This is a genomic window from Meiothermus granaticius NBRC 107808, assembly GCF_003574355.1.
GTDB classification, from domain to species: domain Bacteria; phylum Deinococcota; class Deinococci; order Deinococcales; family Thermaceae; genus Meiothermus; species Meiothermus granaticius.
This window is the reverse complement of record NZ_QWLB01000038.1, coordinates 14,061-31,212: the sequence shown is the minus strand read 5'-3', so window position 1 is coordinate 31,212 and position 17,152 is coordinate 14,061. Positions and strand designations below refer to the sequence as shown.

Annotated in this window: 14 protein-coding genes, 1 other RNA gene and 1 pseudogene; 3 read left to right on the top strand and 13 right to left on the bottom strand. The window is 65.5% G+C overall.

Features of this window, described 5'->3' with window-relative positions; all coding sequences use genetic code 11:
* Nucleotides 1-1,610, bottom strand: a 1,610-nt coding sequence (locus Mgrana_RS12755; protein WP_240631366.1) for a vWA domain-containing protein, incomplete at its 3' end; no start/stop codon positions are given.
* Between the two features lie 70 nt (nucleotides 1,611-1,680).
* Here Mgrana_RS12755 and Mgrana_RS12750 point away from each other — a divergent pair.
* A complete protein-coding gene (locus tag Mgrana_RS12750; RefSeq protein ID WP_119357983.1) occupies nucleotides 1,681-2,022 on the top strand; it encodes an ArsR/SmtB family transcription factor in 342 nt (113 codons plus the stop codon).
* A 99-nt stretch (nucleotides 2,023-2,121) separates the two neighbouring features.
* Nucleotides 2,122-4,275 carry a heavy metal translocating P-type ATPase gene (locus Mgrana_RS12745; RefSeq protein WP_119357982.1) on the top strand — a complete coding sequence of 718 codons (2,154 nt, stop codon included), beginning with the start codon at nucleotides 2,122-2,124 and terminating at the stop codon, nucleotides 4,273-4,275.
* 42 nt (nucleotides 4,276-4,317) lie between these two features.
* Here the strand turns inward: Mgrana_RS12745 and ssrA are convergent.
* Together ssrA and Mgrana_RS12735 are read right to left on the bottom strand one after the other, a co-directional pair.
* Nucleotides 4,318-4,663, bottom strand: a transfer-messenger RNA (tmRNA) gene (gene ssrA, locus Mgrana_RS12740).
* Nucleotides 4,664-4,704: 41 nt separating this feature from the next.
* Nucleotides 4,705-5,799, bottom strand: a complete 1,095-nt coding sequence (locus Mgrana_RS12735; RefSeq protein ID WP_119357981.1) for an XdhC family protein — start codon at nucleotides 5,797-5,799, stop codon at nucleotides 4,705-4,707.
* A gap of 145 nt (nucleotides 5,800-5,944) precedes the next feature.
* Here Mgrana_RS12735 and Mgrana_RS12730 point away from each other — a divergent pair, with 145 nt between their 5' ends.
* On the top strand, nucleotides 5,945-6,895 hold the full coding sequence (locus Mgrana_RS12730; protein ID WP_119357980.1) for an aldo/keto reductase family protein: 951 nt from the start codon (nucleotides 5,945-5,947) through the stop codon (nucleotides 6,893-6,895).
* 44 nt (nucleotides 6,896-6,939) lie between these two features.
* Here the strand turns inward: Mgrana_RS12730 and Mgrana_RS12725 are convergent, their stop codons facing one another.
* The 10 genes and pseudogenes from Mgrana_RS12725 to Mgrana_RS12685 form a co-directional block, all read right to left on the bottom strand.
* Nucleotides 6,940-9,396 (bottom strand): cation-translocating P-type ATPase, encoded by a 2,457-nt coding sequence (locus Mgrana_RS12725; protein WP_119357979.1) that lies wholly within the window; start codon nucleotides 9,394-9,396, stop codon nucleotides 6,940-6,942.
* A gap of 123 nt (nucleotides 9,397-9,519) precedes the next feature.
* Complete coding sequence (locus Mgrana_RS12720; protein WP_240631367.1) at nucleotides 9,520-9,987, bottom strand: universal stress protein; 468 nt, start codon at nucleotides 9,985-9,987, stop codon at nucleotides 9,520-9,522.
* Between the two features lie 6 nt (nucleotides 9,988-9,993).
* Nucleotides 9,994-10,404: pseudogene (locus Mgrana_RS17145) on the bottom strand (universal stress protein); the annotation flags it as partial.
* Between the two features lie 20 nt (nucleotides 10,405-10,424).
* Nucleotides 10,425-11,381: a universal stress protein gene (locus Mgrana_RS12715; protein WP_119357987.1), complete on the bottom strand. Its 957-nt coding sequence runs from the start codon at nucleotides 11,379-11,381 to the stop codon at nucleotides 10,425-10,427.
* A gap of 151 nt (nucleotides 11,382-11,532) precedes the next feature.
* Nucleotides 11,533-12,138 carry a lysophospholipid acyltransferase family protein gene (locus Mgrana_RS12710; protein ID WP_119357978.1) on the bottom strand — a complete coding sequence of 202 codons (606 nt, stop codon included), beginning with the start codon at nucleotides 12,136-12,138 and terminating at the stop codon, nucleotides 11,533-11,535.
* A gap of 25 nt (nucleotides 12,139-12,163) precedes the next feature.
* Nucleotides 12,164-12,931 (bottom strand): DUF4388 domain-containing protein, encoded by a 768-nt coding sequence (locus Mgrana_RS12705; protein WP_119357986.1) that lies wholly within the window; start codon nucleotides 12,929-12,931, stop codon nucleotides 12,164-12,166.
* Nucleotides 12,901-13,818, bottom strand: coding sequence for a homoserine kinase (gene thrB, locus Mgrana_RS12700; RefSeq protein ID WP_119357977.1), 918 nt, complete (start codon nucleotides 13,816-13,818; stop codon nucleotides 12,901-12,903). The genes Mgrana_RS12705 and thrB overlap by 31 nt, the downstream gene beginning before the upstream one ends.
* A gap of 83 nt (nucleotides 13,819-13,901) precedes the next feature.
* The gene (locus Mgrana_RS12695) at nucleotides 13,902-14,606 is read right to left on the bottom strand and encodes a hypothetical protein (protein WP_119357976.1); all 705 of its coding nucleotides are present in this window, start codon (nucleotides 14,604-14,606) and stop codon (nucleotides 13,902-13,904) included.
* Between the two features lie 2 nt (nucleotides 14,607-14,608).
* On the bottom strand, nucleotides 14,609-15,508 hold the full coding sequence (locus Mgrana_RS12690; RefSeq protein WP_119357975.1) for a hypothetical protein: 900 nt from the start codon (nucleotides 15,506-15,508) through the stop codon (nucleotides 14,609-14,611).
* A gap of 81 nt (nucleotides 15,509-15,589) precedes the next feature.
* A complete protein-coding gene (locus tag Mgrana_RS12685; RefSeq protein WP_119357974.1) occupies nucleotides 15,590-17,077 on the bottom strand; it encodes an NAD(P)H-hydrate dehydratase in 1,488 nt (495 codons plus the stop codon).
* Nucleotides 17,078-17,152 lie beyond the last annotated feature (75 nt).

The window sequence follows — 17,152 nt, the reverse complement described above, 5'->3', positions numbered from 1 at the left end:
ACCACGTTCTGCCCTGAGGTCAAAAGGGGCTGAGCCCAGGCCTGGGACTGCGCCGGCAACAGCACCGAGAGGGGGGGTGGGTCGAGCCCACGGGTAACGGGATGGGGCCGTACGGCCAGGGGGAAACGCCCTTCCAGGGTTTTGCGCCGGAAGGCCCGCTGGGCTTCCTCGAGGAAAAAGCGGGGCAGGTCCTGAGGGCTGGGCACATCCCAGAACGCCCCTCCCCCACCATTGGCCAGGGCGCGCAGAAAACTGCGGTCCGCATCGGCCCCCAAGGCCACAGCGCTGGTCTGGATGGCTGGGGTGGCCTTCTGGGCCGCTTGCAGGATGGGGGTGGGGTTGTCCGACAGCAACCCATCGGTGAGCACCAGGATCTGTTTGGACTGGGTGGGGGTGTTGGCCAAAGCCTGCACCGCCTCGGCATAGGCCTCCCCCATGCGGGTTCCACCGCCGGCCGTCGCCGCCATCAACAGGCTCTCGGCCTCCTTGCGGCCTTGCTCGGTCATGGGGCGGGGCTTGAACAACCAGCGCGCGCTCGAGGAAAAGGTCACCACCCCCACATAGTCCTGGGCTCGAGCCGAGCGAATCAGCTCCAAAGCCCCCTCCACCGCCAACCCCAGCTTGTCCGCATCGGCCATGCTCCCGGAGACATCCAGCACCAACACCATCCCCACCCCACCGGGTTCCTCCACTGGCTTGAGGGGAATGGCCTCGGCCAGGTTGGTGCGCTCCCATCCGCCAAAAAAGAGCCCTTTGGGGGTGGCGGTCCAGAGCAGGCTCCCGCCCCCCTGCAGAAAGCTCTGGAGAGCATCAAGCTCCCCCGCGGAGAGATCCCGCGCCCCCAACCCCAGCGCCACCACCTGAGCCCGGATCGGCAGGCTCAGGTGGGCCGGGGTTTCCACCGCAAAGCCCTGCGCGGTGAGCAATCGGGCCAGGGCCGCATCCCCCAACACCCAAACCTGGGTGCGGCCCGCTGGGGAGAGCTCGAGGCGGGCCTCCTGGGTTCCCAGCGGGCTCTCGAGGCGGGCGGTGACTAAGGCGGTATCCTCCAGCGTGAAGCGGTATCCGCTGCTCGAGCGCCCCGGCAGTAGCGAGAGGGTGCGCACAACCCGCCCACTGGGCCCATCCAGCACGAGCTTGGCCGGGGTGGTCGCGGTGGATTCCACCAGGGCTCGCACCTCCACCCGCTCGCCCTTGCTGGGCAGGGCAGGGGGAACCAGGCTGAGCGAGAGGTGCGGGCTGGGGGGCTGGTACAGCCCATACAGGGGCACCGACGGGGGCGAGGGTTGATCTTGGAACAGCCCATCTGAGACCAGCAGAATGCGGTCGGGGTGGAGCGCTTCCGCTTGGCGCAGGGCTGGGGTAAGGCGGGTTCCCTGGCCCAGATCCAGGCGGCGGGCGGTCGCTGTGGATACCGTGTCGGCGAAGGTAGCAAAGGCGATATAGCGGGCGTGGGGCCGCTCGAGCTGGGGGGCGATCTTCCACACAGCCTCCCGATCTGAGGGGCTCTGATCAAGCAGCACCACCGTGCGCAACGGCTTTAAAGGCAGGCTGGGCCCCCAGACCGAGAGCAGGAGCAGCACCAGGGTTAGGCCACGCAGAAGGGGCACCCTTCTAGCCTAGCCCCTACCGGCTGAGCCACGTGAAAAGGCTCCGCCGCCCTGCAAGGTAGCATGGGGTATGGCCCCTTCTGAGGTGACCGATCCAGCCGCGGTGGAGCGGGCTCGAGCCGGGCTACCCCCCTCCTACCTAATCGCCGAGGCCTCCAAGCTGCTCAAGGCCGTCGCCGACCCCACCCGAATGCGCTTGCTATCAGCGCTGCGAGCCGCAGGCGAGCTGTGTGTGGGTGATCTAGCTGCAGCGGTGGCCATGAGCGAATCGGCGGTCTCCCATCAGCTCCGGCTGCTGCGCCGGCTCAAACTGGTCACCCCGCGCAAAGCCAGCCGCCAGGTCTTCTACCGCCTGAGCGATGAACACGTAGCCACCATCCTCGATTTTGCCCTCGAGCACGCCGGGGAATAGCCTCCGCGCCCCCTTGTGTTTGGGAAAACTCCTGCTACACTGAGAGCGATATTTGAATGAGTATTCAGATGTTGAATTGGCGTTATCAAAGGAGTCCTCATGAGCGTCACCCCAACCCCCTCCTCCTCTGAGCTGTGCTATCTGATCGAGGGCATGGACTGCGCCGAGTGTGCCCAGAAGATCGAGGCCTTGGTGGGCCGCACCCCCGGCGCCTTCAATCCGCGTGTGACCTTTAGCACCCAGTTGTTGCGGCTCGACTTAGACGAGTCCCGCACCCATCGCGAGGCCCTCGAGGCGGCCATTCGCCGCCTGGGCTATGAGCCCCGGCTGCGCAGCCCCAACCCATCCCCCACCCCCCAGGCTGCCCTCTTCGGGCTCAAGACCCGCCAGGGCCGATTGGTCCTGGGCAGCGGGGCCCTGCTGGGCCTGGCATTCCTCCTGGGCTGGGTGGAGCCGCACCTGGCCCATTGGGGCTACATTGGGGCCACCCTAGTAGGGATCGAGCCGCTGGCGGTTCGGGCCTGGGGCTCCGCCCGGCTGGGAAACCCCTTCAGCATCAACACCTTGGTCACGGTGGCGGCCCTGGGGGCCGTTCTGATCGGGGCCGCGGCTGAGTCTGCGGTGGTGGTGTTTTTGTTCGCGGTGGGGGAGCTTTTGGAGGGCCTTGCGGCCCAGCGGGCTCGAGCCGGCATCCAGGCCCTGGCCAGCCTCACCCCCAAAACCGCCTGGCGGGTGGAAGGGGGGCAGGTTCGGGAGGTGCCGGCGGAGAGCCTGCGGATCGGTCAGGTGGTGCAGGTGGAACCCGGGGGCCGGGTTCCCGCGGACGGGACCATTCTCAGCGGCCACTCGGCCTTCGATGAATCCGCGGTCACCGGTGAGTCCCTGCCGGTGAGCAAGGGTATTGGCCAAACCGTATACGCCGGGAGCATCAACACCGACGGAGTGATCACCCTGCGGGTAGACCGAAACCCCCAAGACAACACCCTGGCCCGCATCCTGCATCTGGTGGAGGAAGCCCAGGAGTCCAAAGCCCCGACCGCACGCCTGATCGATCGCTTCAGCCGCTTTTACACCCCTGGGGTGCTTCTTGTGGCCCTTCTCGTGGCGGTCGTCCCGCCACTGCTCTTGGGCGCGGCCTGGCATGAGTGGTTGTACAAGGGGCTGGCCTTGCTGTTGATCGGGTGTCCCTGCGCGCTGGTGCTGAGCGTACCCGCCGCCATTACCTCGGCGATCTCGGCAGGGGCCCGGCAGGGCCTGCTGATCAAGGGGGGGGCTGTGCTGGAGACCCTGGCCTCGACCAGGACGGTGGTCTTTGATAAGACCGGCACCCTTACCCTAGGCCAGCCCACCGTGACGGATGTGCTGGGGCTCGAGCTCCCCGCCGCCGAGGTGTTGCGCCTTGCGGCCGCGGTGGAGGGAGGTTCTGCCCACCCTTTAGCCCGGGCGATTCGGGAAAAAGCGGAGGAGGCTCAGGGGCCCATCCCCCCGTCCACCAACGGGCAAGCCATCAAGGGCAAAGCCGCCATCGCTCAGGTTGAAGGGCGTACCCTGGCGGTGGGCTCCCCTCGGTATGCTGCCGAGTTAGCCCCCCTGGAGGCACCCCTCGCGGCCCAGATCGAGGGGCTCGAGCGCCAAGGGAAAACCGTGGTGGTGCTGATGAACCCACCTAAGCCGCTGGGATTGATTGCCCTTCGGGACGAACCCCGCCCCGAGGCAGCCCGCGCCCTGGCCGAGCTCAGCGCCTTGGGCCTGCGAAGCGTGATGCTTACCGGGGATAACGCGCATGCCGCTAAGGGCATCGCGGCCACACTCGAGCTGGAGGCCAGTGCCGAGCTGATGCCAGAGGACAAGCTGAGGCGAATTGCTCAGCTCCAGTCCAGGGGAACGGTGGTCATGGTGGGCGACGGGATCAACGATGCCCCGGCCCTGGCCCAAGCCGACGTGGGCATTGCCATGGGCAGCGGTACCGAGGTGGCCCTCGAGGCCGCCGACGCCGCCCTGCTGCACAATTCCGTGCAAGGGGTGGTCGGCCTGATCCGGCTCTCGCGAAATACCCTGCGGATCATCGTGCAAAACATCGCCCTGGCTTTGGGGCTGAAAGGGCTTTTCCTGGTTACCACCCTGCTTGGCCTTACGGGGCTATGGCCGGCGGTTCTGGCCGACACCGGGGCCACCGCGCTGGTAACGGCCAACTCGCTGCGGCTGCTGCGCTCGAGGGAAGCCTTGGCCCCTCAAAACCCAGTCAAGCATTAGTGCGTGAACAAAAAAAGAACCGGGCCCAGCCCGGTTCTCCTTTGGTGGAGGCGAGGGGAATCGAACCCCTGTCCAAAGACCCCTCCAGCCCACTTCTACGTGCGTAGTCGGTGCTTTAAGGTCGCCCGCAGGTTCCCCACCGACAAGGGCTGCGGACCGAGCCTCGTTAGAATTCGCCCGTGGCTACGAAGCCTCACTTTGGGCTAGCCGACTTTAGGTCGTTCGTCCAGCACGCCATCGGCTGGGCTTCTGGAGAACGTCGCTGGCTTAAGCAGCGAGAGCGTAGCTGTTGTTGCCAGTTATGGCTTTTCCGGTGTTTTACGAGGCCACCGGAACCTCGGCACGCGGTATGGCCTTTGAGCATCCCTGTCGAAGCCGGAACGCCCCCAGACCTCTTATTCTAGCAGCCCAAAGCCCTTTCGTACAGCCTCAGCGCAGGGCCTCGAGCCCCGCCCCCACCGCATCGTGGATGCCTTGCCTTTTTTCGCTCAGGAACCCCCCGGCAAACCCCCTCCGCAGGGCCAGGATCTCGGCCAGGGCCGCCACCGCGATCTCCTCCGGGCTTTCCGCCCCGATATCCAAGCCGATGGGGTTGCGGATCCGGGCCCTTTGCTCCGGGGTGGGTACAAATCCCTCCTGCCGGGCCGCCTCGAGGATCCTCTCCAAGCGGCTGCTCGGCCCCAGCACCCCCACATAGCGGGCTGGAGACCTTAGCGCGTGCTCCAGGGCCTTGCGGTCAATGTCCAGGTGATGGTTCATCACAATCACGTTCTGGCGGGGTGAAAGCACCACCTTCTGGGGGTACTCCTCAGGGGCGGCCTGAATGGTCTGCACCCCTTCAAACCCGGCCAGCAGATCCGGCCGGGCATCCACCACCGTAACCCGGAACCCCAGCACCAGGGCCTGATTGGCCATCGGTTTGGCGTCGTGCCCTGCGCCCAAGAGCACCAGCTCGGGCACCGGGGTGCTGAGGTCAAAAAACACCTCCGCCTCACCGACATACCGGGTGGTCGGCCTCGAGCCCCCGGCCAGCATCCCCCTGGCAGCCCGCACAGTGGCCTGGTGCAGTTCAGACGGGGCGATCTGGCCCTCCACTGAACCATCCGAGCGCACCCAAACCCGCCCCTCCCCGCCCCCAAGGACCGTAGCCAACACCGAGGGCTCGGCCTCTGAGCCGGTTTCCAGCCAGCGGTACAGCAGATCGCCCGGCTGCACGGGCTCCACCCACACCTCTACCGTACCGCCACAGCCCGGCCACCAGGTTTTATCCTCGCTGTAGTCGAAAATGGCGCGGCTGGGCTGGCCTTTGGCCAGAATCCCCATGGCCATCTCGATCATTTCCTGCTCGAGGCACCCCCCCGAGATCATGCAGGCCGAGCCCCCATCCTCACGCACCACCATCTTGGCCCCCTCGCGTCGATAGGCCGACCCAATCACCCGCACCACCGTAGCCAGGGCCACAGCCTTCTCCTCGGCCAGGGCCTGCTTCACCGCATCTAGGAGGATCGTTGTCTCGTTGGCCATAAGTTTCCCACCCTATTCACTGTGATACTATTTTGCTCCTTTTCCCACAGGCAAATACGGTGCAAGTGTCATTTGGGCTGCTATCTAGCCCACAAAAGGTTCTGGGCCGCGCGGCGTAAGCTAGGCAGCGGAGGACCCTATGCCTATGCGCTATCGAAAACTCGGCCAGTGGGGAATCAAGGTTTCGGAGATCTCCATGGGGGCTTGGACCACCTATGGCGACTCGGTCAAGGATCAGGAGCAGGTCCGCAAGATCGTGCGCATTGCCTACGAAGGGGGGGTTAACTTCTTCGACAACGCCGACGCGTACGCTCGAGGGCAGGGCGAGGAGGTCTTGAGCCGAGCCCTGGCCGAATTCCCCCGCCACACCCTGGTGATGAGCACCAAGCTGTTCTGGCCCATGTCCGACGATCCCAACGACCGGGGCCTGAGCCGCAAACACATCCTCGAGAGCATCGGCAAAAGCCTCAAGCGTATGGGCACCGACTACGTAGACCTGTACTTCTGCCATCGCTACGACCCCGAGGTCACGATGGAGGAACTGGTCCCCACCATGTCCAGCCTGATTGACCGGGGCCTGATCCTCTACTGGGGCACCTCGGAGTGGCCGGCCCCACGAATCGTAGAGGCGGTCAGCTTCGCCCGAGCCCACGGCTTTCACCCCCCGGTGGTGGAGCAGCCACAGTACTCGATGCTCTATCACGAGCGGGTCGAGAAGGAAATCCTGCCTGAGACCGAACAGGCTGGGATGGGCTTGGTGGTCTGGAGCCCCTTGGCCCAGGGCATGCTCACCGGGCGCTATGATAAGGGCATCCCCAAGGGCAGTCGCTTTGACCGGCTGCCCCAGTTTGGCAACCGCTACCTGACCGAGGAGAACAGCAAAAAGGTTAAGGCCCTGAAAAAGGTGGCCGATGGCCTGGGCCTGACCCGCACCCAGCTGGCCCTGGCCTGGGTGCTGCGGCAAAAGGGCGTCAGCAGTGCGATCACCGGGGCCACCAAACCCGAACAAATCCGGGAGAGCCTGGGGGCAGCCGGAGTGGACCTGCCGCAGGAAGCGCTCGAGAAGATCGAGGGCATCCTCAATCCGCAAGGCTAAACCCGCACCTCCTTCGGGAGGACTCCAGCAGCAGGTATAAACCCTCAGGCGGAATGTTGGCGCAACCAGCGGGCGGTCAAGGCGGCTGTGGCCCAGGTCAGGGAGGTGGCCGCCAAGATCCAGAGGGTTGGCTCGAGGCCGAGCGGGGCCAGCCCCAGCAACACCCGGCCCTGCGGCAGCACAAAGATCAGGACCATCAGCCCCACCGCACCCCAGATGCTCAAGTCCAGCCAGCGGTTGGGTAGGGGCAGAAGGCGCAGGCTGCGGGAGGGATAGGCGAAGATCAGCTGGGCCAGCGACTCATAGAGAAAAACCCCGCTGCGCACGGTCTCGAGGCCAACCCCCTGTAGGAACAAAAACACCAACAGCGCAGCCCCCAAAAGGGCCTTGACCGCTCCCGTAATCAGGATGAAGGCCAGTGAGGGCCCGTCGAGCAAAGGGGCACTGGGGCTACGGGGTTGTTGGCGCATGACCCCAGGGTTGCGGTCTACCCCCAGCGCCAGGGCCGGAGGGCCATCGGCGAGAATGTTGATCCACAGGAGCTGCACCGCCGTAAGGGGCACGAAGAAGGCTCCCGCCGCGTCGCGCAGCCCCAGCACCACCGCGGCCAGCAGCCCCAGCAACACCAAGAGCACCAAGGCCACGTTGGTGGAGAAGAGAAAGCGGACGAACTTCTGGATGTTTTCGTAGATGCTGCGGCCTTCCTCAACGGCAGCCACGATGGTGGCGAAGTTATCGTCCAGAAGAACCAGATCGGCCACCTCGCGGCTCACGTCCGATCCGCGCTGTCCCATGGCCACCCCCACATCGGAGCGCTTGAGGGCAGGGGCATCATTGACCCCATCCCCGGTCATGGCTACGATCTCGCCCCTGGCTTTGAGGGCCTCTACCAGCCGCAGTTTGTGCTCGGGTCGCATCCGCGCAAAGACATTCACCTCGGCTAGGGCCACCTGCAGAGCTTCGGGGGCGAAGTCTTCCAGATCTTCCCCGGTGAGCACCCGCTCGCCGGGAATACCCACCTGGTGGGCAATGGCCAAGGCCGTGGCGGGATGATCCCCGGTCACCATCAGCACCCGGATGCCGGCGGCCTGAGCCTCCCGGATGGCCCCCGGGACCTCGAGCCGGGGTGGATCCCAGAACAGGGCCAGCCCAGCAAAATGCAAGCCCTCCTCCCGTTCTCCCCGACCCCAGGCCAGCCCCAGCACCCGGTACCCCTCCGCCGCATAGGCGGCGACCTTTTCCTGCCAGGACTCGAGCTCCGCCCGGCTCAGGCTCGAGCGGGCCAGCAGCACCTCGGGTGCACCCTTGAGGTAGCTGGTGGTCTGACCCTCCTGGTCTACAGTGACCCGCATGAACCGGTGCTGGCTATCGAAGGGCCGCTCCGTGCGGCGGGGAAACCAAGCCCGCAGCTCTTCAGGGTCAAGTCCTTTGCTGCGAAGGTAGCTCAGAAGGGCCAGATCCATCGGGTCACCGGCTTGATGGTCGGCGTCGTTGGCCAGGGCGCAGACCCGATAGGCTGCGGGAAGATCGGGGCTATCCAGGGCCTGTACCTCCATGCGGTTTTCGGTCAAGGTGCCGGTCTTATCGGTCGCAATGACCGTCACCGAGCCCAGCGCCTCCACCGCCGCGAGCCTGCGCACCACCGCCTTGCGCCCCGCCATGCGTTCGACCCCCAGCGAAAGGGTCAGGGTCAGCACCGCGGGCAAGCCCTCAGGCACCGCCGCTACCGCCAGGGCCACCGCAAACAACAGCACCTCGTCCAAGCGGTGCCAACCCTCAAACAGCACCCCTCCCAGCGCCATCAGAAAGGCCACCCCCAGAACCACCTGGGCGATCTGGTGGCCGAAACGCCGTAAGCGGCGCTCCAAGGGGGTGAGGTCGGCCTGTACCTCACCCAACATCACCGCCAAGCGGCCCAGGGCGCTGTGTTCACCGGTGCGCACCACCTGAGCAAAAATCCGATTGCGCACCAACAGGGTACCGCTGTAGAGCTCGTCGCCTGGCACTTTTTCAACCGGGAGGCTCTCGCCGGTCAGCACGGACTCGTCCACCGCTGAGCTCCCCTCCAGCAACACCACATCTGCCGGTACCCGGTCGCCAGCCTCGAGCCGCAACAGATCCCCCGGCACCAGCAGATCGCTGGGGATTTGTTGCCATCGCCCGTCCCGCTCCGTCCAGACCAAAGGGGTGGCGAGTTGTTTGAGCTTGCGCAGCGCGGTTTCCGATTTGTTCTCCTGCCAAACCCCCAGCCCCGCATTGAACAGCAGGATGATTCCGATGGCCACGGACTCAAAAGGGACGCCATGTCCTCCTTCGAAGCCCCATAGGGCCAGATCTACCACCAGCGCAACCAGCAAAATGTAGATGAGTGGGCTCTGGAACTGCCGCAACCCCTTGCGCCATAAGGCCTCTGGGGGGGGTTCGGGAAGACGGTTGGGGCCGTGTCGGGCCAGCTTTTGCTCCGCTTCAGCCTGACTCAGGCCCCTGAGCCATGGGGTCATAGGCCTCCTCTGTTCAGAACCCCCTGTACCGGTCGGAGACATCTCCGCATCCCCTTATCCATCCAGGCCCACCGGGGTGGGTGGGCCGCCAAATCGGTCACCCGTTTGGCCTGAGCTCTGGCTTCAATCTGCAACGCCCTTAGGCACCACCAGCACCGGGGTTTCACTGCGGCGGATCACCCCTTCGGTCACCGACCCGAGCAGCAAACGATCCAGCCCGGTACGCCCGTGGGTACCCATTACCACCAGGTGGTGGGTTTTGGCCTCCTCTACGATGCGATCCACCGCCTTGCCCGCAGTGAGCTTGGCCTGCGCTTGCACCCCGGCCTCTTTCGCTGCGGCCATGGCCTGGTCCAAAGCCTCCTGGCCGATCGCCTTGAAGCTGGCCTCGAGCCCATCGTCCACTGGATAGAGCGTGGCTTCCGGGCCCAGGTAGTGATACATCCCCTCGAGGGCGTAGAGCAGGGTTACGCTTGCCCCCAGGACCTTTGCCAGCTCGAGGCCGTGGTGTAAGGCCTTCAGGCTGGGCTGGCTTCCGTCGGTGGGGAGCAGGATTTGCTGAACCGCCCCCGCTTTGTTCCCCTCCCGCACCACCAATACCGGCTTGGGGCTCTTATGCAGAACACGGGTGGCCACGCTCCCCAGCAAAAACCGGTCCAGGCCGCTATAACCGTGAGTCCCCATCACGATCAGGTCGTGGTTTGGGGCAAGCTCGAGGATGACTTCTGCGGCCCGACCTTTGCCCTCTTGAATGTGGCAGGTCACTCCAGCCGCTTGGGCCCACTCTTTAATCTTGGCCAGGGCCTGCCGGCCAGCCAGTTCCAAGTCCCGTTCCAGGTCCACGTAATACCGAACGCTGGCCGGGGTCATCACCACGTTGGTGAGGGGCTCGAGGGCATACAAGGCAGTAACCTCGGCCTTTAGGCGCGAGGCCAGCTCGAGGCCCAGTTGGGCGGCAACCTCACTGCAGCCGCTGCCGTCGGTGGGGATTAGAATCCGGTTGTACATAACGCCTCCTCACAAAAGGACTACTTTCCTGGTGCGGGCAGGTGCGCTTCGTCCGGTTCGTTCTGAGGCTTGCGCACCAGCAGCACCGGTTGCTTGGCCCGGTGGGCCACCTCGTTGGCCACGCTGCCCAGGAAAAACTGGCGCCACCCCGAAAGCCCGTGGGTGCCCAGCACGATCAGGTCTGCTCGTTCCGCCTCAGCCACCCGGCAGATTCGCTCGCTGATGTGATAGCGGTGAGCCTCCTGCAGAATCGGATGGAGCTTGTCGCAGTGGGTGCACTGCTGCTGGGCCTCTTTCAAAATGAACTGGCCTTGCTCCCGAAGGCGCTTCTGCTCCGCCTCGAGCTGGGCCTGCAAGGCTCCGCGGTTGGCATACATCCAGGCCCGACCCGATCCCGCGAGCATCTGGGTGATGTCGGGGACCACGTGCACCAGCGACAACCGGGCCCCAATCTTGCCAGCCAGGGCATCCGCATGACGCAGGGCTTCCTGAGAAAACTCGCTGCCGTCCAGGGCCACCAGAATGCGCTTGAACTCCGGGGCTTTCTCGGGGCCCTCCCCGCGGACCAGCAGCACCGGCAGGGGCGAGAGCCGGGCCACCCGCTCGGCCACGCTCCCCAACAGCACCCGAGGCAGACCGGTACGGCCGTGGGTGCCCAGTATCACCAGATCGCAGCGCTGTTCCAAGGCGGTCTGCAGGATGGCCTGGGCAATATCGCGCTGCTCTTCCAAGCGCTGGACTGTGGGGATGTGGCGGCGCCGGGCCTCTTTGTGCCAATGCTCGAGCAGGGCTTGGCCTACCGTACGGGCCTGGGCCAAGGCTTCGGTGTGGTCGCGCAGTTCCTGAAAGCGGTGGGGCTCGAGCACCTGGAGCAACACCACCTCCGCCTTGAGCCGGGCGGCCAGGGCCAACCCCACCCCTGCCGCGTGCTCGCTGGGGGGAGAGCCATCCAGAGGAAGCAGAATCCGCGTATACATATCCACCTCCAAGCCCATGATTTACTACCTCAAGCAACGTGCCTCCGGGCAACTCGAGGTTCCTGACGCTTTTAGTGTAGACCAAGCCCTGGGGCAACTTGTCCCTGAGCCTAAGGGCCCCCTTGGCCTCTGAAACAGGAATTGGCCCAGATCAAGCCCCTAGCCCATCTTTGGGCTTGAGGCGAATCGGGGTTTGCTGCCCGGGGTTCTTCCCGACCTTGTCGGAGAAAAAGGCTTTGAGATGCTCGAAATCGGCCTCGAGGTCGCCGGTGGGCATGAAGTAGCCCCCAATCCCCACCTCCCTGCGAGGGTAGTCAATATAGGCCAGAGCCAACGGCACCCCAGCCTCCAAGGCCATGTAATAAAACCCCGTCCGCCAGTACTCTGCCCGGCTGCGGGTTCCGTCCACCGCAACCACCACCCACAGACTATCGTAGCGCTCAAACAACCGGGCCACCTGCCGCACGAAATCCCCGCCGCGCTTGCTGCGGTCTACTGGAATACCCCCCAGCCAACGCATCACCGCCCCCAGCACCGGGGGGAATAGCTCCTTCTTGCCCACCCAACGAAAGCGCGTTCCCGAAGCCCAGGCCCACAGCACGGCATACGGGAAATCCCAGTTTGAGGTATGGGGATACCCCACCAGTATGAACTTTCGCCCCGGCGGTGGGGCCATCACCGCCCTCCAGCCCAGAAGCCGCAGAACCCCCAGGGCCAGGGCTTGACGCGGGGTATAGGGGGGTGGGATGGCGTACATCGGCCCTCAGTCTACCCTGCCCTCTTCAGGGTCGAGGGTGGGCCACCCCCTCGGCTTCCCACAACAGGTCGCGCAGAATCCAACCTTTGCCCAGCACATTTAGGCGGCCCGCCAAAATTTCCTCGATCAAGTACCGGCGAACCTCCTCGATAGGGACACCGCTTTGGATCAGCTCACCTAGGTTGCGGGTGCCGTCCAGGCGCGAGACCAGGCTATGCCGGCGGCTTTCGCGATCTGCCTCGGGATGGCGAATGCGCAACCCATACCAGGCATACTTGCGCATCTTGCTCAGATCCCCCTCGCGCAATCCGCGCCAGGCCCGCTCCGCTGCGATGATCAGGGGAACCTTCCAGGCCTTAGCCGCGGCTCGAACGCTTTTACCCCCCACGAAGATGGCGTAAGGCTGAAGCGGCCTTGGGGTTTCCAGCACCCGGCTCGGTGAGTCGAGCAGGGTACGAAAACGCGCCCATTGATCGTTCATGCGGGCCCACTCATCCAGCAGAGGCTTGAACGGCATCAGCGGTGCACTGGGCTCGACCCCTTGGGTAAAGGCATAACGCCCCTGCTTGAGGTGCAGGGGAAATGTGCTGATGGCCTCGAGCCCCTCCCAGTCAAGGATGCTTCCACCCGCAAGCTCCCCCTCTCGGATGCGCAGCTCCAGCGGCAGTTGGACAGCCTGGGCGGTATCCGGAAGGTGTACCCACTCTTCCAAGCGCAACCGGCCCGACCAGCGTTGGGAGTGAATCACCTCGAGCACATCGCTCAAGGAGCGGGTGTCAAAACTTCCTTCCACGTATATCCTCTCCCCGCTTTGAGTACCAGGGTACGCCCCTCGCCCACATAGGAGGCAAATCCCCGCCGCACCGCCTCCACCGCCTCCGGCTTGGCCAGCGCGGCCAGGGTAGGACCCGCCCCCCCAACAAACGCGGCCAGGGCCCCGGCGGCATAGGCCGCCTCGAGCGCCCCCTCCATCCCCGGCATCAGGTGGGCCCGTTGACCCTGGTGCAGCCGGTCCCGCGCCGCCTCACGCAGGGCCTCGAGCCGACCGGAGTAAAGGGCCGCTGGCCAGAGCGCACTGCGGGCCAGGTTGAAGCTGGCATCCGCCAGCGAAACCACCTGGGGCAGCGCGGCCCGGGCCAAGGCCGTGGGCACCTCGTAGGCCGGGATCCCCAGCACAAACAGCACCCCCTGAGGCCAGGGCAGCGGCAGGGCCAGGGGGGGCTCGGCCAGGGCCGCCACAAAGCCTCCATATACCGCCGGCGCCACATTATCGGGGTGGCCTTCCAGGGCCGCGGTGACCCGGAACACCCCGTCTTTGCCCAGCCCACCCCCAGAGAGGGCATCCGCTACAGCGGCCCCGGCCACCAAGGCCGCGGAGCTGCTCCCCATGCCTCGAGCCAGCGGGATGGGGTTGTGGACCTCGAGCGCTACCGGGGGGGCTGGCTTTCCCAGAGCCGCCCAGGCCGCGCGATAGCCCTGGTGGATCAGGTTATCGGGGGTGGCCTCTACCCAGCCCTCCCCTGTATAGCTAAACGCATCCGATAGGGCAGGCCGGGCCGTAACCTCTAAATACAGGTCCAGGGCCACGCCCAGCGCATCAAACCCAGAGCCAAGGTTGGCCAAGGTCGCGGGGACCTGCACCTGCACGACCAAAGAAGAGCTGTGCTCCCCGCCGTTCATGCCCCCCATCATACCGTCTGCCGACTCCGGGTCAGGTGCAAATCAGGTGCTCACCCTGCTGGATCGCTCCGCTTCGGCTGGGCCTACGAATCCGATGCCCAGCGGCGGTAGGCGCTCCAAACCAGCGCACCCATGGCGGAAATCCACAAGACATCGTAGATCACCACCGACCAGTTGGCGCTAGAGCTGACCACCAACACCGTCACAATGCGGCCCAGACTGCCCAGCACCAGCGCCCAGACTACCCCCTGTAGCGCCCGACCGATCCGCCCACCCGCCAGAATCCAGGCCTGCTGCACAAAGGCTAGGGTGAGGTAAAACGCCGCCCCCGCATAGAGCAGCTCCACCGACGAGAGCGGTCGAATCCAGTAGCTGAGCCCGGTTAGCACCCCCCCACCCAACAGCGAGAGCAGCAAGGCCCGGAGGGTAAACCCCTCCGGATAAAGCCCCTGTCGCTCCATACCAAAGGGCAAGAGCGTACCCATGGACAAGAAGAGCAGCACACCTACGATATAGATCGGCTGCCGCAGTGCATCGGTATCCGCTCCGGCCAGCCCCCAGGTATAGAGCAAATCCCCCACCCCCAGAAACAGCAACCCCAAGGCCAGTCCAATCAAAACCCGCCGCAAGAGGGTGGGGGAGCGATGGGCAATGCTCCATAAAGCCCAGGCCCCTAAGAAGTTAAAAAGCCCCTCGGCAAAGCTGCGCAAGAGGTTATGCATGAGCAGCCCGAGCAGCCAGAGCAAGGCGAACAGGATGAACAGGGTGGGAAGCCTCTTAGCGAGCATCGTCAGCCTTTCACCAAACGGTCGAACATCCGAGCGGCGTTGGGCTCGAGGCTGTTCTCGAACCAATGCCGCAGGGCCAAGCTCAGCGCCGCAGGGTCTTCTCCTGGGTGACTCCGGCGCAGCCGATCCAGGGCCGAGGCCGCCCCTCGACCCATATACTCGCGCAGCACAATCCCTGCCGCACCCCATAGGGCTTCTAGCTGCTTGGCCCGCCCCTGGTGTTCGGCTTGAGCCAACGCCTCGCGCAGGTCAGGGGGCTCTTTGAGAGGCATCTGGACCAGGTACAAACGGCCTCGGCTAAACCCCGGAGGAACCTCCGCGCCAAACAGCACCTGCCCACCGATAAAATACCAGGCCTGTCCAGAGGCCCCTTCGGTAAGCCGTGGGAGGGGCGGCTCGAGGCTCCCTGGGGCATCCTCCAAGATCAAAGCCCCCCCAAACCCCTCCTGACCCAAAGAGGCGAACAAATCTCCTGCGATCACGCTGGCGGCAGGGATGCCCGCCGCCCGCAGGCTGCCACGAGTCAGGGCCAAGAGGGGCAGGATGACTTCCGGGGTCAGTCGGTACAAGGAAGGGTCTCCCCGCTCGAGCCCCTCCTGCAAAGCCCGGTAGGCCTCGAGCCCCGCCACGCACCGGCCCTCGGCCTCGCTCCAGGCCTCGAGCAGCTTTCCCTGGCGAAACGCCAGCCACCCCAAGCGGTCATTGAAGTGTACCCGCGCATAGCCTGAAAACCCCGACCCACTCGGGAGCTCCTCTCCTGAAGCGATTAGGAGGCTGCGGAGCATACCCGCGGCCACCGCTTCCCCCTGCGGCCACTGCTGGAGCAGCGAAACCCAGACCGCTGGAGAGAGCAGCTCCAGCAACCCCTCAGCCATGCCCACCCCCCCCAACAGATCCAGCATCGGGGCGGATGCGATCGGTACGGCGCAGGGTCATATCCGGAGCGTGGGCCGAAATGGGGTGTGCCTTTCCCCTGCAGTCTATCATGGGGCCTCATCCGCCTCGGGCTCCTGTGCCCAAAACCCCCGCACCCTCCCCTTGGAGAGCCGCCATACCGCTTCAGGAAGGCCCTCGGCGACCTCATGGGCCAGCATCCCCACCTTGCCGATGAGGTCCCCGCTCAGGCCGTGCAGGTATACCCCTAGCCGGGCCGCATCCCAGGGCTCGAGCCCAGCCGCCAGATAGGCCGCGATGATCCCTGAAAGCACATCCCCCATCCCACCTGAGGCCATCGCGGCGTTTCCCGTGGTGTTGACCGCAAGCACCGGAGCTGAGTCAGGCACCGGGGAAAGCGCCATCACGGTGGGGCCGCCCTTGAGTACCACCGCTGCGCCCGGAAAACGGCGGGCCAAAAGGGCGGCAGACTCGAGGGGCTGCTGGGCTACCTCTGCGGCAGAGCGACCCAACAGGCGCCCGGCCTCGCCGGGATGCGGGGTGATGACCGTGGGAAGCCGAGCTTGAAGATAGGCGTCTATCACCTCGACTTGCAGGGCATCGGCGTCAACGAGGGTGGGCAGGCCCAGCTCGAGGGCAGCCCTCGCAGCAGCCACCCCTTCTGGCCCGGTTCCCATCCCCACCGCCACCGCCTCGGCCTTGGCCCCCTGGAGCCCTTCCCCACTCCAGTCCTGGAGAGGTTTGCGAATGGCCTCCAAGGGGGGCTGTACCGCGCTACCCGCCGGGTAGGCCACGGTTACCAATCCAGCCCCGCTGCGGGCCGCTGCCAGGGCGGTGAGGGTTGGGGCACCGGTATAGATGGCCTGTCCCCCAACCACCAGCACCCGCCCCACCGAGCCCTTATTGGCGTTTCCGGGCCGCCGCGGGAGCAGTCGGCGCATCCCGTCGGGGGTGAGCAACTCCGGCAGGGCCGGGCTGACCAAAGCCGGCTCCGGCATTCCGATAGGGACCAGCACCACTCGCCCACAGGCGGACCGAGCCGGGTAGAACAGGTGCTCGGTCTTGAGCCCGGCTAGGGCCACGGTGAGTTCGGCTTCCAGGTGGGGTTCATAGGGGAGTCCAGAGGGAAGGTCTACCGCCACCGTAGGAAGCCCAGAGGCCCTAATCTGGGCTACCAAACTGGCCCAGAACCCCTCGAGCCGGCCCCTCAGTCCGGTCCCGAACAGGGCATCCACCAGGAGGCTCCCCGGCTCAGGGGCCCAGGCCTCCAGGGGTTGGATCTTCAGCCCGTGGGCCTCGAGGGCCGACCGGGCCAGGCCAGCATCCCCTTCCTGCCCAGCCGCCGCATAAACCTCTACCTCCCGTCCCCACAGCCTCAGCCAACGGGCCGCCACCAACCCATCCCCGCCGTTGTTGCCCTTACCACACAGCACGACGATTTTTGGGCTCGGATAAGCCCTTGCCACAACCTCAGCCACCGCCCGCCCTGCCGCCTCCATCAACAGCAGGCTGGGATACCCCAGGCCCACCGCCCTGGCATCTGCCGCCCGCATGGCTTCCGAGGTATACAGCCGCACCGCCCATCCTCCTGGGGAAGGCTCTGGCCAGAGCCTCCGTTCCAGACCATCTTACCTGCCTCCACGGCTGATACA

What these genes read in the sequence shown, in the direction of transcription:
- Mgrana_RS12695 (WP_119357976.1), bottom strand. Translation starts at nt 14,606, where the DNA reads ATGCTCGCTAAGAGGCTTCCCACCCTGTTCATCCTGTTCGCCTTGCTC.
- Mgrana_RS12715 (WP_119357987.1), bottom strand. Translation starts at nt 11,381, where the DNA reads ATGTATACGCGGATTCTGCTTCCTCTGGATGGCTCTCCCCCCAGCGAG.
- Mgrana_RS12710 (WP_119357978.1), bottom strand. Translation starts at nt 12,138, where the DNA reads ATGTACGCCATCCCACCCCCCTATACCCCGCGTCAAGCCCTGGCCCTG.
- Mgrana_RS12745 (WP_119357982.1), top strand. Translation starts at nt 2,122, where the DNA reads ATGAGCGTCACCCCAACCCCCTCCTCCTCTGAGCTGTGCTATCTGATC.
- Mgrana_RS12735 (WP_119357981.1), bottom strand. Translation starts at nt 5,799, where the DNA reads ATGGCCAACGAGACAACGATCCTCCTAGATGCGGTGAAGCAGGCCCTG.
- Mgrana_RS12750 (WP_119357983.1), top strand. Translation starts at nt 1,681, where the DNA reads ATGGCCCCTTCTGAGGTGACCGATCCAGCCGCGGTGGAGCGGGCTCGA.
- thrB (WP_119357977.1), bottom strand. Translation starts at nt 13,818, where the DNA reads ATGAACGGCGGGGAGCACAGCTCTTCTTTGGTCGTGCAGGTGCAGGTC.
- Mgrana_RS12725 (WP_119357979.1), bottom strand. Translation starts at nt 9,396, where the DNA reads ATGACCCCATGGCTCAGGGGCCTGAGTCAGGCTGAAGCGGAGCAAAAG.
- Mgrana_RS12690 (WP_119357975.1), bottom strand. Translation starts at nt 15,508, where the DNA reads ATGCTGGATCTGTTGGGGGGGGTGGGCATGGCTGAGGGGTTGCTGGAG.
- Mgrana_RS12730 (WP_119357980.1), top strand. Translation starts at nt 5,945, where the DNA reads ATGCGCTATCGAAAACTCGGCCAGTGGGGAATCAAGGTTTCGGAGATC.